At 64.5% G+C, this 15,484-nt stretch carries 16 protein-coding genes and 1 tRNA gene; 9 read left to right on the forward strand and 8 right to left on the reverse strand.

The genetic code is table 11. The features are described 5' to 3' along the window. Positions 1-110: 110 nt before the first annotated feature. From DFP89_RS05100 to DFP89_RS05110, 3 genes are read left to right on the forward strand one after another with little or no spacing between them, the layout of a single operon-like run. Complete coding sequence (locus tag DFP89_RS05100; RefSeq protein WP_114348327.1) at positions 111-1,172, forward strand: hypothetical protein; 1,062 nt, start codon at positions 111-113, stop codon at positions 1,170-1,172. A gap of 44 nt (positions 1,173-1,216) precedes the next feature. After that, positions 1,217-1,528: a phage tail assembly chaperone gene (locus DFP89_RS05105; RefSeq protein ID WP_114348328.1), complete on the forward strand. Its 312-nt coding sequence runs from the start codon at positions 1,217-1,219 to the stop codon at positions 1,526-1,528. Beyond that, positions 1,525-2,034, forward strand: coding sequence for a hypothetical protein (locus DFP89_RS05110; RefSeq protein ID WP_114348329.1), 510 nt, complete (start codon positions 1,525-1,527; stop codon positions 2,032-2,034). The genes DFP89_RS05105 and DFP89_RS05110 overlap by 4 nt, the downstream gene beginning before the upstream one ends. A gap of 669 nt (positions 2,035-2,703) precedes the next feature. Here DFP89_RS05110 and DFP89_RS05115 read toward each other — a convergent pair. After that, positions 2,704-2,934, reverse strand: a complete 231-nt coding sequence (locus DFP89_RS05115) for a hypothetical protein (RefSeq protein WP_114348330.1) — start codon at positions 2,932-2,934, stop codon at positions 2,704-2,706. A gap of 276 nt (positions 2,935-3,210) precedes the next feature. On the opposite strand from DFP89_RS05115, the gene DFP89_RS20265 reads away from it, so the two are divergent. Beyond that, positions 3,211-3,387 carry a hypothetical protein gene (locus tag DFP89_RS20265; RefSeq protein WP_181870255.1) on the forward strand — a complete coding sequence of 59 codons (177 nt, stop codon included), beginning with the start codon at positions 3,211-3,213 and terminating at the stop codon, positions 3,385-3,387. Then, positions 3,384-3,827, forward strand: a complete 444-nt coding sequence (locus DFP89_RS05125; protein WP_181870256.1) for a hypothetical protein — start codon at positions 3,384-3,386, stop codon at positions 3,825-3,827. The genes DFP89_RS20265 and DFP89_RS05125 overlap by 4 nt, the downstream gene beginning before the upstream one ends. Positions 3,828-3,901: 74 nt before the next feature. Here DFP89_RS05125 and DFP89_RS05130 read toward each other — a convergent pair. The 4 genes from DFP89_RS05130 to phaC form a co-directional block, all read right to left on the reverse strand. Next, positions 3,902-3,991 (reverse strand) — tRNA-Ser (locus DFP89_RS05130). A 50-nt stretch (positions 3,992-4,041) separates the two neighbouring features. Next, a complete protein-coding gene (gene phaR, locus DFP89_RS05135) occupies positions 4,042-4,632 on the reverse strand; it encodes a polyhydroxyalkanoate synthesis repressor PhaR (RefSeq protein ID WP_114348333.1) in 591 nt (196 codons plus the stop codon). A 172-nt stretch (positions 4,633-4,804) separates the two neighbouring features. Further along, positions 4,805-5,281: a phasin family protein gene (locus DFP89_RS05140; RefSeq protein ID WP_114348334.1), complete on the reverse strand. Its 477-nt coding sequence runs from the start codon at positions 5,279-5,281 to the stop codon at positions 4,805-4,807. A gap of 116 nt (positions 5,282-5,397) precedes the next feature. Beyond that, complete coding sequence (gene phaC / locus DFP89_RS05145) at positions 5,398-7,125, reverse strand: class I poly(R)-hydroxyalkanoic acid synthase (RefSeq protein ID WP_425452639.1); 1,728 nt, start codon at positions 7,123-7,125, stop codon at positions 5,398-5,400. A gap of 781 nt (positions 7,126-7,906) precedes the next feature. Here phaC and phaZ point away from each other — a divergent pair. Continuing rightward, positions 7,907-9,250 carry a polyhydroxyalkanoate depolymerase gene (phaZ, locus tag DFP89_RS05150; RefSeq protein WP_114348335.1) on the forward strand — a complete coding sequence of 448 codons (1,344 nt, stop codon included), beginning with the start codon at positions 7,907-7,909 and terminating at the stop codon, positions 9,248-9,250. A 56-nt stretch (positions 9,251-9,306) separates the two neighbouring features. Here phaZ and DFP89_RS05155 read toward each other — a convergent pair whose 3' ends face one another. Further along, positions 9,307-10,050 carry an alpha/beta hydrolase gene (locus DFP89_RS05155; RefSeq protein ID WP_114348336.1) on the reverse strand — a complete coding sequence of 248 codons (744 nt, stop codon included), beginning with the start codon at positions 10,048-10,050 and terminating at the stop codon, positions 9,307-9,309. A gap of 164 nt (positions 10,051-10,214) precedes the next feature. Between DFP89_RS05155 and thrS the strand changes: the two genes are divergently transcribed. Beyond that, the gene (gene thrS / locus DFP89_RS05160) at positions 10,215-12,167 is read left to right on the forward strand and encodes a threonine--tRNA ligase (protein WP_114348337.1); all 1,953 of its coding nucleotides are present in this window, start codon (positions 10,215-10,217) and stop codon (positions 12,165-12,167) included. A 228-nt stretch (positions 12,168-12,395) separates the two neighbouring features. Next, a complete protein-coding gene (locus tag DFP89_RS05165) occupies positions 12,396-12,602 on the forward strand; it encodes a cold-shock protein (RefSeq protein WP_114348338.1) in 207 nt (68 codons plus the stop codon). A gap of 194 nt (positions 12,603-12,796) precedes the next feature. Here the strand turns inward: DFP89_RS05165 and DFP89_RS05170 are convergent, their stop codons facing one another. Then, entirely contained in the window at positions 12,797-13,219 is a 423-nt protein-coding gene (locus tag DFP89_RS05170; RefSeq protein WP_114348339.1) for a DUF1489 family protein, read from the reverse strand. Positions 13,220-13,329: 110 nt separating this feature from the next. Between DFP89_RS05170 and DFP89_RS05175 the strand changes: the two genes are divergently transcribed. Beyond that, the gene (locus DFP89_RS05175; RefSeq protein ID WP_114348340.1) at positions 13,330-14,544 is read left to right on the forward strand and encodes a multidrug effflux MFS transporter; all 1,215 of its coding nucleotides are present in this window, start codon (positions 13,330-13,332) and stop codon (positions 14,542-14,544) included. A gap of 153 nt (positions 14,545-14,697) precedes the next feature. Here the strand turns inward: DFP89_RS05175 and DFP89_RS05180 are convergent, their stop codons facing one another. Continuing rightward, the gene (locus tag DFP89_RS05180; RefSeq protein WP_114348527.1) at positions 14,698-15,480 is read right to left on the reverse strand and encodes a crotonase/enoyl-CoA hydratase family protein; all 783 of its coding nucleotides are present in this window, start codon (positions 15,478-15,480) and stop codon (positions 14,698-14,700) included. Positions 15,481-15,484: the final 4 nt, after the last annotated feature.

Consider the following 15,484-nt stretch of genomic DNA (forward strand, 5'->3'; position numbering starts at 1 on the left):
CCCCAGCTGGTTCAAGCCGGGGCAAGGTTGCACATGGGTCAATTCTCAATGACAATTTCCGCTGTTGCCGGGTCAAATCTCAGTGGCAATCAACAGCCGAGGCGGCTTCGATGGAGGTGATGAGGAGCCAGGCCGAGGCCAGCGAGAAGTTCCTTGCCGCCGAAGAAGCGCAGAACGCCAAGACGGCCGAGCGCCTGCAGCTTGAGCGCGAAATTGAAAGCGTGCGGCGCAGGGCAGCCGACAGCGGCGCGTATCTGACCGAGGCCGAACTGGAAGCGCAGGCGGGCCGCAACCTCGCTGCCGAAGCCGCCCGCAAGCCCTCTGGCGCTGCTCGCGGCGGTGGCCGGTCAAAGGGCGGGGGCGGATCGTCGCGTCAGTCGGATTTCCAGCGCGAGATCGACAGCACCCGCGAGCGGATCGCGCTGTGGGAAACCGAGGCGGCGGCAATGGTCGCGGCGGCGGCCAGCGGGCAGGAATATGGCGACGCGCTGGACTTCGCCCGCAAGCGCGCCGAACTGCTTCACGCGGCGCAGCAGGACGGCAAGACCATCACCCCGGAACTGTCTGCTGAAATCGACAAGCTGGCAGAAGCATATATGACGGCGGGCATGGAAGCCGAGGATGCGGCCGACCGGCTGGACAGGATCAAGGAGCAATCCGAGGCCGGCAAAGAGGCGCTGGAAGACATCTTCGGGGCTGTGCTGGAAGGTGCGGACAGCGCCAAGCAAGCAGTCGCCCGTCTGTTGATGGAGATCGCCAAGATCCAGCTCATGAAGGGCATCATGAGCCTGCCGGGCATGGGCGCTATCAGCGGCGCTATCGGCCGCGCGCTGATTCCCGGCTTTGCGTCAGGTGGCGATCATCGCGGCGGCTTGCGGATCGTAGGCGAGCGCGGCCCGGAACTTGAAGCCACTGGCCCGTCGCGAATCTGGAACGCGGATCAGACCCGGAACCTGTTGGCGGGGCGCCCGACCGGCGCAGGCAGCGGCGCAGCCATGCAAGCCGTCGGGACCACGACGATCAGGCTTGACCTGTCGCCCGACCTTGAGGCCCGCGTGCTGGACAAGGCCAGTGAGCAAAGTGTCCAGATCACCCGGCAGAGCGTCGCGGCCTATGACCGTCAGATGCCGAGCCGGATGCAACAGATTTCAGCACAGCCCCGGAGGCGCTGATGAGGCGGCTACAGAAACAGCTCTGTGCGGCGTTGGAAGGGCGCATGAAAGGCCGCAAGGTTCCGGTGCCCGAGGCCGGCGGCCCGCTTCTCGATGCGTTTCTTGCCCTGTCCCGCGCCCGGTCCTGCGGACCTGTCGGGCCGAACCCGATCAGCTGGCAGGATCTGGCCGCGTTGTCGCAGGTGATGCGGATGCCGATTGAGCCGCGCCACGCCAAAATCATCATGGCACTGGATGAGGTCTGGCTGCAGGAAACCTATCGCGACCGCCGCCAGCCGCCCGAGAGCGTGAAGACCCTGCCGCCGGTATCGCAGCACCCGATCAGTGCGGCCCTTCTGGACGTGATGATGGGATGAAGCATCACCAGGATCAGTTCGAGAAGGCCAATGAAAGGAAGCGGCTGCGGCGCGAGCGGGACGCCCGCCGGGATATGCTTGGGGCCGGCCGATTCGATGCATTGGTGAAGGAACTCGCGGCGGTGATCCGGCTGGCCTTCGAGGCCGGGGCGACCGCTTCACTGTTCGGCCTGGAAGGGCCGTTGCGCGCCGGGATCCGGGCCGACCTCTGCCGGCAAGGCTGGCGCTGGATCGGCGCTGACGACATGGCGCGCGAGATTTTGGCCGAGGCGTTCCGCCGCGTGAACGCTGTCAGGCCGAGCTGGGAAGAAGGACAACAGGAATGGGCCATTCACGCCGGAACCCTGATCGAACGGACCCGCTGCGTTCGCTGTCACAAGCCATTGCCCGAGGGACATTTCAAGTTCTGCAGCAACACCTGCGGAGCATCGCACCATCAGCGGATGGCGACCCGAAAGTGGGCGTCGGACGAAACCGCGGTGAGACTGGCGATCAACTCGATCTGACCGCGCGCTGTCTCTATTGCGGTGAACCTCTGCCTAAGGGGTCTATGATAACCCGCCTATACTGTTCCTCAGAATGCAAGGCTGACGAGTATACCGACCTTGAGCGATTGGCGCGCGGTCAGGAAAGAAAGCCCATGCGCAAACCTAAGGGCATGAGGCAATGCGATCATTGTGGCGGGGCGCTACCAATCGAGAAAGCGCAGCAGGCCCGGTTTTGCAGCGAGTCCTGCCAGATGAAGGCGGCCAATAGGAGGCGCAAGGCGGCGTCACCATTCATGCCCTGTTCCCATTGCGGCAAGCCGTTCGGCGCTGACAGGCCAGGGCGCAGGTTCTGCTGTGCAGAATGCAGCGCCCTTTCACAGCGGCGTCGCAAGGTGGTCAGGTGTGTCCAGTGTGGCAAAGCTTTTCATCAGCATTCCAGCACCGCCCGCTTCTGTTCCGCGTCCTGTGTAGCCAAGCACAAGCACGCAACCGGGGTGTTGCGGCACTTTCCCCGCAAGTTGACGGCGCGTGGCTTCGACCGGCTGCTGGAAAGGCAGCGACCCCGGCGCCCCTACCGGATGCGCCTGACCGCGCAGAGGTTCGATAAGATAGTTGCTGACTGGCTTATGGGGCGGCGCTGAACGAAGGGCGGGCGCTGTTTGCGCTCGATCTCGCCAGTGATAACTTCTACAGTTGCCGTGCTGCGGCTCTGCCAAGATCGGTCGGCCTAAAACCTGTTGCGCCGTGGTGGCGTCGGCTTTCGCCCCTTTCGATCAAACCTAAGTTTATTAGGCTGTCGAACGTCACGGCGCCGATCCCGCTGCCGAGCTTGCCGGGCACCTGAAAGTCCCCTTGAAGGAAATCACTTTCAAAGATGATGTTTTTCAGCGCCTTGATTTGGCGAGCACTCAACTGCATCCTTTCACCCTCTCAACAATTCGGCGGATCATTTCCGGCCGGGACGGCATTGAGTCCAACTTGGCGCGTTCAGTGTCCAGCCAGTCGAGAATGTCTGGCTGAAGGCGAACCATGACCGGCGTGCCCTTGCCTGTGGCGGGTCTGCCGCCGCGGTTTATGGTATCATTTTCTGGTTGTTTGCTCATGAGGTTTATGATACCACATAGGGCGAGCCGGGCAAGTGCTGTAACACAAGTCCGGCCCTAACCGAAACGCTGATCTATGGAGGATCACCGCATGGCTATTCATTGCCATAACACCCCCGGCTTGCCTGACGCCAGCCTGCACATCATCCGTGACATGATCCTGCTGGCGCTGGATGCAACCGAAAACCCGGCGATGACCGAACGCAACCGCATCGAGGCGCGCGCCACTCTGGCCGAGGCTCTGGACGCGATGGAGGGCCGGGCATGATTCCCTCATTCCCCATGACCACGGCCGAACGGATGGCCGCGTTCTGCAAGCGCTACGAGGTTGAACCGTGCAAGCTGCGCTACAGCCGCCGCGCGACCGACAGCATTGTCATGACCGACGAACTGCTGAATTGGCACATAACCAATGGTGCAAGTCTGGACTGGATTTGCCTTGGCAGCGTAAGCCCGATGATGACCGCCTATCGCAATGAGGTGCTGCGGACGAATCGCGATAGGCGCATCCTGCGAGACCTGACACCGGTCGAGCAAGAGGCGTTGACCTTCGTCCTGCGCGCTGTTCTGGACGGCGGCCTGAAATTGCAACCCGCGCTGGATTTGTGGACCGCCGAGTGCACCAAGCGCCACGAAGCCGGGGATGGTATCAGGGGTGAGTGCAACGCCCAAACGTTCCCAGAAGGCCCCGCTGGTTCGCAAGCCTGATGGGGGAACGTAGAGGGGAATGAATCCGGTCTGATCCGAATTTCCCTTTCATATCAACGCATTAAAAATGGATCTGGCGGACAGTGAGGGATTCGAACCCTCGAGACGGTTCCCCGCCTACACACTTTCCAGGCGTGCGCCTTCGACCACTCGGCCAACTGTCCGTGGCGGCCCGTCTAGCGTGGCGGCGCGCGCTGTGCAAGCCGCTGTTCGCTCAAAGCTTCGAAATCCGCTTCTGCAGCTCGGCCAGCTGCCGGCGGATCTCGGTCATGTCCTCGGGCTCCGTGGGCTTCCTGCCGGAACGCGGCGCCGGATTCGCCTCGCCCTGATCGTCGGGCTCGGGGCCGCTGCCGCCGCCGGTCCACCCCGCCGACATCGCCTTCAGAAACATCCTTTGCTGGCGCTGCAACGCCTCAAAGCCCGGCATCGACGACATCGGGTTGGGGAAGGTCGAGAGATTCTCCATCATCTTCGACTGCCCCTCGCGCAGCATCTCGAAGCTGGCGGCCAGGAATTGCGGGACCACCGATTGCGCCTGCGTGGTGTAGCTGCGCACCAGATCGACCAGAACCTCGATCGGCAGCACGCTTTCGCCCCGACCCTCGTGCTCGGCGATGATCTGCAAGAGATATTGCCGCGTCAGGTCGTCCCCGGTCTTCAGATCGACGATGCGGACCTGACGACCAGCGCGGATGAAACCAGCTATGTCGTCCAGAGTGACATAGTCGCTCGTCTCGGTGTTGTAGAGGCGACGACTTGCATAGCGCTTGATCAGAAGCGGGGTCGTGTTTTCGGCTTCAGCCATGGCTCCTCCGGCAATGCATTCGCAGCATGATGGAAAATACATCGCGGAAATGCAAAGAAAATCGCCCGGATGAACAACATCGCTGCAACGGATGCGGCGTCGCAGAAAAGCAGACATGAAAAAGGGGGACGGTTGCCCGTCCCCCTTTTCCGAATTCGACCAGTCCTGAAAATCAGGCTTTGGCGGTCGCCGCGGTCGCCGAGGTGGCAGCGGCGGTGGCTTTTTTCACGGCAGCCTGGGTGTCGCGGGTCGCTTTTTCAGCGGCTTTCTGCGCGTCCGAGGCCAGGTCCTTGCCAGCGGTCAGCATCAGGTCGACGGTGTCCATCTGGACTTTCTTCGCGACTTCAGCGAAGGCGGCCATGTGCTCGGCAGCCATTTCGGCAGCGGCAGTGGTGAAGTCGCTGACGGCTTTGGCGTATTCGGCCGGCTCTTCTTTCGAAGCGGTCAGCTCACCCATGCGGGCGATGGTGTCTTTGGCCCACTGCGACGAGATCTCGGTCGAACGCTCGGCGGCGGCCAGGGCAACCTTGGCCATTTTCTCGCCCAGAGCGGTTTGCGATTTGAAAGCGTCCTGGAACGACGAGGTGTCGACCGGGAATTTCGCCATCACTTCTTGCAGGGTCTTGGTGAAGTCGGGGGTCTTAGCCATTTGCTCTCTCCTTGGTCGGCGCGTAGCTTGAGCACCGGTTTAATTGAACTGACCCCGATATACTTTCTGCGCCGCAGCATTGCAAGAGGCTTTTGCTGCGGCGCAGAAAAATTTCTTCACTGCCTTTCGTGAACATACTCGCCCGGCGCCGGACCGAAGCCTTCGCCCGGATCGCGCGCAGCGACCATCGCGCCCGAGCGCCCGGCCAGCCAGTCGCCCCAGCGCCCCCACCAGCTGCCCTCGTGATGCTGGGCCTGGGCGCGCCAGGCCTGCCAGCCATCCGCGAACCCGGCATCCGAGGTGTAATGGCCGTATTTCTTCTTGCTGGGCGGGTTGATGATGCCGGCGATATGGCCTGATTCGGACAGGATGAAGGTCTTGTCGGCCGCGGCCATGCGGGCAATGCCGCGCCAGCTGTCGGCGGCGGGCGCGATATGGTCGGTTTCGCAGGCAATGGCGCATAGCGGCACATCCACGTCGCGCACATGCAGGCGATACCCCAACGCCTCGAATCCCTCGCCGACGAAGGTGTTCTGCTGGCACAGGCGGCGCAGGTATTCGATCGCCATGCGCCCGGGCAGGTTGGTGCCGTCGCCGTTCCAGAACAGCAGATCGAAGGCAGGCGGTGTTTCCCCCAGCATATAGCTGCGAATCGCCGGCCCCCAGACCAGATCATTGGCGCGCAGGAAACTGAAGGTCCGGGTCATCAGCTGGGCGCTCAGCATCCCGGCCCGCGCCACCTCGCTTTCGATGCCGGACACGAAATCGTCCTGCAGATAGGCGGTGAATTCCCCCTGATCCGAGAAATCCGTCAGCGTGGTGAAGAAGGTGGCCGAGTTCACCCGCTTGTCGCCGCGCTGCTTGAGCAGCGACAGCGTCAGCGACAGCGTGGTGCCGGCGATGCAATAGCCGACCACGTTCAGCTTTTCCTGATCGGTCAGGTCCAGCACCCGGTCCATGACCTCGACATAGGATTTGACGTAATCGTCCATGCCGGTATCGGCATAGCTGGAATCGGGGTTCTTCCACGCCACCACGAACAGCGTATAGCCCTGATCGACAATCCATTTGATCAGGCTGTTTTGCGGCTTCAGGTCCATGATGTAGAACTTGTTGATCCATGGCGGGAAGATCACCAGCGGCAGTTCATGAACCTGTTCGGTGGCGGGCTTGTACTGGATCAGTTCATAAAGGGGCGTCCGGGCAACGACGGTGCCCTCGGTCGTGCCGATATTCTCGCCGACGCGAAAGGCATCGCGATCGGCCAGCGAGACGATCAGATCGCCGCCACTGCCTTCAACGTCGCGGACAAGGTTCTCCAGCCCCTTGACGAGGCTTTCACCCTCGGTCTCCAGCGCCTTTTCCAGCGCGTCCGGGTTGGTGGCCAGAAAATTCGTCGGCGCCATCATATCGATGATCTGGCGGGTAAACCATTCGATCCGGCGGCGGTCCGACATTTCGGGCAGATCCAGCGCGCTGGCCGCGTCCTCCAGCGCCTGCGCATTGATCTGGTATTGCCGCTTGATAAAATTGAAAAAGGGATGGCTTTCCCAAAGCGGGTTCGCGAAGCGGCGGTCCTTGGGGCCTTCGCTGGGCGGCGCCTGCAGCCCGCCCCGCGCCAGAGCCGCCTGCGCCTCGGCGAAATGGCGCAGCGTTTCGCCCCAATAGCTGACCTGATGGCCGATCACCCGCTCGGGCTGCTCGGCCAGCAGCTTCATCCAGGCGGTGGCGGCCGTGGTGAACAGCTCGGCCCCCGGGGCCTCGACGCCCGGGCTGCGCTTGTCGCGCTGTGCCAAGGCGCTGATCAGGCGCTGGGTCAGCGATTCGATGCGCTCGATATTCATCGCCAATTGCTCGGGCAGACGGCTTTCGACACCAAAGGCGGCCTCAGCGAAGGCCGCGCTGCGCCCGCGATCCATGCCGGCCTGCGATTCGGGTGCCGGCGTCGGGATGGGCGCGGGTGTCGGCGCGGGCGCGGGGCTGGACGCGGCTTTGGCCACGCGGCGGCCTGCGGCGGGTGATGCCGCTTTCGTCGGCCGCGCGGGCTTCGTCCCCCCCGTCCCTGCCCCCACCGGGCGCAGCGCGGCATCGGCTGCGTCCAGTTCGGCCGGATCGGGTTTTGCGGCCGGCTTCGCCTTGGCGCTGGTCTTGCGATGGGTGCTGGTCCGGGTATCGCTGCGCGCCGCCGCCCGCGCCCGTGTCGCCGCATTGCGCGACGAGGCCTTGGCAGCGGGTTCGCGCCCGGCCGGCTTGCCCGCCGAGGCCCCCTTGGCCGTCTTGGCCGCAGCATCTGCGGGTTTCGCAGCAGGCTTGGGCGCGGCTTTGGCGGCAGGCTTCGCCTCGTTCGCCTTGGCAACACCGCCCTTGGCCAGGGATGCCCGGCGCGCGGGCTTGGCGGCATCTTTCGGCGGCGTCCCGGGCTTGGCGGCCTTGCCGGCGGCGGTTTCGTCCGCCTTGCGCCGCGCCGGTTTGGCTGGAGTTTCGGCAACAGGCCCGGGCCCAGACTTGTCGTTCTTGCGCGCCATAATTGACATTCCTTCGCTGACCGTAAAAGCATTATGCCCAGCACAACCCACAGGTAAAGCCGTGTCCTGCTCCGGCATGCCCAAAATGAGATAGGCTACAATGGCGACATACAAAGGCTTGAAGGGCATCATCTCCTACGACGCGATGGAGACGATCCGCAACACCAACGAATGGATGGGCGCCAGCGCCCGGGCCCTCGGCTCGTACCCGGCCTTCGCGCTGATCCCCAACCCGATGTTCAAGCTGATGTCCGCCTGGGGCCGGGTGACCGAGCGCAGCTTCGCGCGCATGGTCATCAAGCCGGACTGGGAAATCCCCGCCATCGTCTCCGAGGACGGACAAGACCACATCGTCTATATCGAACCCGAGATCAAACGCCCCTTTGGCGATCTGCTGCATTTCCGCGTCGCCCGCCGCGACCCGATGCCGCGCAAGGTGCTGCTGGTGGCGCCGATGTCGGGCCATTACGCGACGCTGCTGCGCTCGACGGTGACGTCGCTCCTGCCCGATTGCGACGTCTATATCACCGACTGGCACAATGCCCGCGACATCCCGGTCAGCTGCGGCAAGTTCGACATCGAGGATTACACCCAGTATGTGATGGATTTCATCCGTCATCTCGGCCCCGACACCAACGTGATCGCCGTCTGCCAGCCGGCCCCGCTGACGCTGGCCGCGACCGCGCTTCTGGCCGCCGAGGACCCCGAGGCCCAGCCGCGCTCGCTGATCCTGATCGGCGGCCCGATCGACCCCGACGCCGCCGCGACCGAGGTCACCGATTTCGGCAACCGCCTGACCATGGGCGAGCTGGACTACCTGATGATCCAGCAGGTCGGCTTCAAGTTCCGCGGCGCCGGGCGCATGGTCTATCCGGGGCTGGCGCAGCTGTCCTCCTTCATTGCCATGAACGCGGAAACCCATGCGAAAGCCTTCCTCGACAAGATCTTCGCCGAGGCCCGCGGCGAGGGCTCCGAGGGCGACAAGCACAACCGCTTCTATGACGAATATCTGGCGGTCATGGACATGACGGCAGAGTTCTACCTCTCGACGGTCGAGCGCATCTTCAAGGAACGCGAGATCGCCCAGAACCGCTTCACCGTGAACGGCAAGACCGTCGATATCGGCAAGATCACCAATGTCGCGGTGATGACGGTCGAGGGTGGCAATGACGACATCTCGGCCCCGGGCCAATGCGTCGCGGCGCTGGATCTGTGCACGGGCGTGCCGCCGAAGAAAAAGACCCAGCATCTGGAACCCGGCGCCGGCCATTACGGCATCTTTGCGGGCAAAAGCTGGCGGCTGAACATCCGCCCGCTGGTCCTCGACTTCATGGACGAGGCCGCGAACCCCGCCGCCCCCACGCGCCGCCGCCGCAAGGGTCCCCGGCCGATCGATTGCGATCCCAGCGCGGCGGGCGAATTGGACAGCAAGATCGCCGTCTGAGCCCCGGCCCTCTCAAACGCCCAAGGCGCGGTCCGACAGGCCGCGCCTTTTGTCCTTCAGGTCCGTTCCAGCACCTCTTCGACCGCGCTCGCGATCAGGCCCAGGCATTCATCCGTCGAAAAGCGGTGATCGGCGCCCTTGACCAGCAACAGGCGCATGTCCTCACCCTGCGCATGGGCCAGAAGATCGCTCGCCCAGGCGACCGGCACATCCCTATCCGCCGTGCCCTGCAAGAAGCGCACCGGGAACGGCAGGTTCAGCGGCGCCGCCATCACCAGATGGTCGCGCCCGTCCTCGATCAGGCGGCGGGTGATGACATAGGGCTCGCCATAATCGCTGGGTCGCAGGATGCGCCCCTCGCGCATCAGCTTCGCGCGCTCCAGATCGGAAAACCCGGGCCAGAAACCGCGTTCGGTGAAATCGGGGGCCGCCGCCACCGTCACCAGCCCGGCGACACGCTCGGGCAGCGCCCGCGCCAGCAGCAGGCTGATCCAGCCCCCCATGGACGAGCCGACCAGCACCTGCGGCCCCTCGGTCAGCGCCTCGATCGCCACCGCCGCATCCGCAAGCCAGTCGCCGATGCAGCCCGCCTCGAAATTGCCCGAGGATTCGCCATGCCCCGAATAGTCAAAGCGCAGAAAAGCCTGCCCGCGCGCCCGCGCCCAATCCTCCAGAAAGACCGCCTTGGTCCCCTGCATGTCGGATTTGAACCCGCCCAGAAACACCACGCCCGGCCCGTCGCCCGGCAACCGGTTATAGGCGATCCGCCGCCCCAGCGGCCCGTCCAGAAATTCTGTCATTCTTTCATGCCCAAATATCCTGCGGGGGAGTCGCCACAGGCGACGGGGGCGCAAAGCCCCCTTTATCCCTAGCCGCATTGACATTCAGCGGCAATCGGGTCACATCGCCGCCACATAACCCGCAACCGGGCGTTCCGTGGGCGCCAAACCGACGAGGAGGACGCATGTCCCTGATCTCCCTCACCTTCCCCGATGGCAACTCGCGCGACTATCCCGCCGGCATCACCGCCGCCGAGGTCGCAGCCTCCATCGCCCCCAGCCTTGCCAAAGCCGCCATCTCGGCCAACCTTGACGGCGCCCATATCGACCTGCAATGGCCGATCAACGCCTCGGGCAAGATCGCCATCAACACGATGAAGGACAGCGAACCGGCGCTGGAGCTGATCCGCCACGACCTCGCCCATATCATGGCCCGCGCGGTGCAGGAGCTCTGGCCCGACGTCAAGGTCACCATCGGCCCGGTCCGCGATTACGGCTGGTTCTACGACTTCGACCGCGCCGAGCCCTTCACCCCCGAAGACCTCGGCGCCATCGAACAACGCATGAAACAGATCATCGCCGCCCGCGACCCGGTCCGTACCGAGGTCTGGGACCGCGCCCGCGCCCGCGCCCATTACGAGGCCGCGAACGAACCCTTCAAGCTCGAACTCCTCGACCGCATTCCGGGCGATGAGCCGATCCGCATGTATTGGCATGGCGACTGGCAGGACCTCTGCCGCGGCCCGCATCTGCAAAATACCGGTCAGGTCCCCGCCGACGCCTTCAAGCTGACGCATGTCGCCGGCGCCTATTGGCTGGGCGATGCCTCGCGCCCGATGCTGCAGCGCATCTATGGCGTCGCCTTTCGCAATCGCGACGACCTCAAGGCGCATCTGACCATGCTCGAAGAGGCCGCCAAACGCGACCACCGCAAGCTGGGCCGGGAAATGGAGCTGTTCCATTTCCAGGAGGAAGCCCCCGGCATGGTCTTCTGGCATCCGAACGGCTGGTCGATCTATCGCGAGCTGGAGGCCTATATGCGCCGCCGCCTGATCCGCGCCGATTACAAGGAAATCAAGACGCCGCAGGTCGTGGACCGGGTGCTTTGGGAAAAATCCGGCCATTGGGAAAACTACCGCGAGAACATGTTCATCGTCGAAGTCGATGAGGAAGGCGCCAAGGAAAAGCGCATCAACGCGCTGAAGCCGATGAACTGCCCCTGCCATGTCCAGGTCTATAATCAGGGTATCAAATCCTATCGCGACCTGCCGCTGCGCCTTGCCGAATTCGGCTCCTGCCACCGCTACGAGCCTTCGGGCTCGATGCATGGGCTGATGCGGGTGCGCGGCTTCGTTCAGGACGACGCCCATATCTTCTGCACCGAGAACCAGATCGAATCGGAATGCGCGGGCTTCATCGGCCTTCTCTCCTCGGTCTATCGCGATCTGGGCTTCGAGAAATTCGACATCAAGCTGTCGACCCGCCCCGAGACCCGCGTCGGCTCGGACGAGATCTGGGACAAGGCCGAGGCCGCGTTGGCCGCCGCCATCGAACATCTGCGCCTGCCCTATGAGGTCAATCCCGGCGACGGCGCCTTCTACGGCCCGAAACTGGACTTCAAGCTGACCGACGCCATCGGCCGCGAATGGCAATGCGGCACCTTCCAATGCGACTTCAACCTGCCCCAGCGCCTCGAAGCCGAATATGTCGGCGAGGACGGCCACAAGCACATGCCGGTCATGCTGCACCGTGCGGTCCTGGGCAGTTTCGAGCGCTTCATCGGCATCCTGATCGAAAACTATGCCGGCAAGCTGCCGCTCTGGCTGGCGCCGCGTCAGATCGTCGTGGCCTCGATCGTCTCGGGCGCCGACGACTATGTCCATGAGGTGGTGGCGGCGCTGCGCGAAGCCGGCCTGCGCGCCGAAGCCGACACCCGCAACGAAAAGATCAATTACAAGGTCCGCGAGCATTCCGTGGGCAAGGTTCCCGTGATCATGGCCGTCGGCATGAAAGAGGTCGAGGAGCGCAGCGTCTCGATCCGCCGCCTCGACAGGCAAGGCAGCGAAAGCCAGCCGCTCGATGCCGCGACTCGGGCCCTGATCGCCGAGGCCACGCCGCCCGACCTGCACAGGGCCTGAAAATCCCGCAAAAACCAGCAATAATTCGCCGAAACGCCGCAGAAGCTGACCCAAGGTCAACTTTTGCGGCGCTTTGCGGCTTGCGTTTTTTAAGGAATCGTTCATCCTCCCGCGAGCGTGAGCACGACTTTCTACCGCCTCCCTTCACGGGGCAGCCGGACTTGACGGGGAAGGGCTGCACGGCCCGGGCGCAATCTCGCCCCGGGATTACTTGAAGGAGAGACGGTAATGGCTACCGGCACCGTAAAATGGTTCAATGCCACCAAAGGCTATGGCTTCATCGCGCCCGATGACGGCGGCAAGGACGTGTTCGTCCACATCTCGGCGGTCGAGCGCGCCGGTCTGACCGGCCTGAATGACAATCAGAAGATCGCGTATGAGCTGCAGTCGGGCCGCGATGGCCGCAACTCGGCCTCGGATCTGAAACTGCTCTGATCCGCGATTCCCGGAATCTGGAACCGGCCCGCCCCGTCGCGGGCCGTTTTCATTTCTGCCAGCCGTCCCCGCCGCGGCCGCCCCGTTCTTTCATGTCCAAATATCCTGCGGGGGAGTCGCCAAAGGCGACGGGGGCGCAAAGCCCCCTTCTGCGGCCCTACCGCCGGCACGCGGCCACCCTCGTCCCGAAACCGCTAGCGCAGCCCCATATCAGCCAGCGCCCGGGCAATCTCGGCGGGCAGATCGGGTTCGGCCTCGCGGCCCTGCCGCAGGTCGGGCGGCGCATCGCTGCCGGGCAGGTAGCGCCAGCCCTGAAAGGGCCGGCGGGGGACCGCCGCGACACGGATCAGCCCCGGCTCAAGGATGAGCGCGCAGCGGCGGATACCATCCTCGCCAAGCACTTCCTCAAGACCGATGATGCGCTGGCGGGCCTGCATCAGCCCCTTGAATACCCAGTAGATCGAGCCGCCTTCCAGCAGCTCGGCCTCGCGCTTGGGCCACATGCGCGTGACATGACGCGCCGGCCCGCCCTGATAGCGTTGCGCCTGCCAGGCGTCCAGTTCGGCCGGATCGTCGCAGCCGACGCAGAGTTTCATCAGGTTCAGGGACGCGCTCATGCGCCTGATATAGCCCAGCCATCGCCGGGCGCAACCGCGCAGGGGTTGAGTCTTGCCGGTAGCGGGACTAGGTCCGGGGGATCGCTTCCCAGAAAGCCCAGTCAAGCATCATGTCCGACCCGATTTCCCCAGCCGCTGGCAGGCAGCCCCTGCCGGAATTCATCGCCATGCTGGCGCTGATCTTCGCGGTCATCGCCTTTTCCATCGATTCCATGCTGCCGGCGCTGCCGCAGATCGCCGCCGAACTTTCGCCGGACAATGTCAACCGGGCCCAGCTCGTGCTGACCGCCTTTGTCGGCGGCATGGGGCTGGGCCTTCTGCTGGCGGGGCCGGTTTCGGACGCGCTGGGACGCAAGCCGGTCATCATCGCGGGCTTTGCCGTCTATGCGCTGGCCTCGGTGGCCGCGGTCTTTGCCAATTCGCTTGAGCTGCTCCTGGCGGCGCGCTTTGTGCAGGGGCTGGGGGCCGCCGCGCCGCGCATCGTCTCGCTGGCGCTGGTCCGCGACCTGTATCAGGGCCGCGAGATGGCGCGGATCACCAGCTTCGTGATGATGATCTTCATCCTGATCCCGGCCGTCGCGCCCTCGATCGGCGCGGTCATCATCCATTTCGTCGGCTGGCGCGGGGTCTTCGGGTCCTTCGTGGCGCTAGCCCTGACGGGCAGCCTGTGGCTGGGCCTGCGCCGGACCGAAACCCTGCCGCCCGCCGCCCGCCGCCCGCTGAACATGCCCAGCCTTGCCGCCTCGGCACGCGAGGTTCTGGCCAACCCGCAGGTGCGGCTGGTGACCGTGGTGGTCACGCTGGGATTCGGGCAGATGTTCGCATTGCTGAGCTCCGCCCAGCAGCTTTTCGTCGAAACCTATCACACCGGCGACAATTTCCCGCTGTGGTTCGCGGGCATGGCCTTGCTGTCGGGCAGCGGCACGGTGCTGAACGCGCGCTATGTGATGCGTCTGGGCATGCGCCGCATCGTGGCCTCGGCTTACCGGATGCAGGTGGTGGTGTCCGGGGTGATGGCCGTGCTGGTCCTTGGCGACCTGCTGCCCGAAGCACTGCGCTTTCCGGCCTTTTTCATCTGGGCGGTCAGCGTCTTCTTCATGGCCGGCGTAACCTTCGGCAATCTCAATGCCATGGCCTTGCAGCGCATGGGCCATGTGGCGGGAATGGCGGCCTCGGTCGTGGCGGCCGTCTCGACCATCGGCGCGGTGCTGATCGCGGCACCGGTCGGGCTGGCTTACGACGGCACGGCACGGCCGATCATTCTGGCAACGCTGGTCTGCTCAGGCCTCGCATTGTGGCTGATGCGGCGCGTCGAAGAGGTCTGAGCCCTCGGGGCGCCGGCTCGCATCTCCGCAACCGGCGCCGCATGAGGCCGGGACCGGGAACCCGTCGCCCCAAAGGTCACATCTGATGACTATCGCCCTGAAAAATACTAATTTTCAGCTTACCCCTGAGAAACCACCTCAAGGGAAGCTGACCTAGAGCTGCCAGCGCGGCTTGCGCTTGTCAAAGAAGGCCGCGATCCCTTCGGGGGCCTCGTCCCCCTCCCAGACGGCGACCAGCGCGTCGATGCTGGCCTCGATCTCGGTCGGGACGATGGCGGGGCCAAGCCGGCGGGCCAGCGCTTTGGCTGCGGCGACGGCGCCGGGCGCGCAGTCAAGATAGGGCGCGACCTCGGCCTCGATGGCGGCGTCCAATGCGTCCGCATCGGCAAGGCTGGCGATCAGGTTCAGCCGCATCGCCTCATCCGCGCCAAACAGCCGCGCCGACATGAAGACGCGCCGCGCCTTGTCCTCGCCCATGCGGGCCAGCACATAGGGGCCGATGGTGGCGGGGATCAGGCCCAGCCGGGTCTCGGTCAGGCCAAAGCGCGCCTCGGGCACCGAAATCGCCACATCACAGACCGAGATCATCCCGACGCCGCCGCCAAAGGCATTTCCCTGCACCCGGCCAATCAGCGGCTTCGGCAGCGTGTTCAGCGCATTCAGCATCATCGCCAGTTCCCGCGCCCCGGCGCGGCGGGTGGCGGCGTCGGCGCGCATCTGATCCTGCATCCAGCCCAGATCGCCGCCGGCGCAAAAGCTTTTCCCCGCAGCCGCCAGCACGACGACGCGGATGGCGGGATCGCCCGCCAACTGTTCGGCGGCCCGCGTCAGCTCGCGGATCATCTGCGCCGACAGCGCGTTATGCTTGCCCTCGCGCGCCAGCCACAGATGGGCCACGCCGCGGGCATCGGTTTCGATGCGGATCGTTTCATACATGGCG

Source organism: Paracoccus lutimaris, from assembly GCF_003337565.1.
GTDB classification, from domain to species: Bacteria; Pseudomonadota; Alphaproteobacteria; order Rhodobacterales; family Rhodobacteraceae; genus Paracoccus; species Paracoccus lutimaris.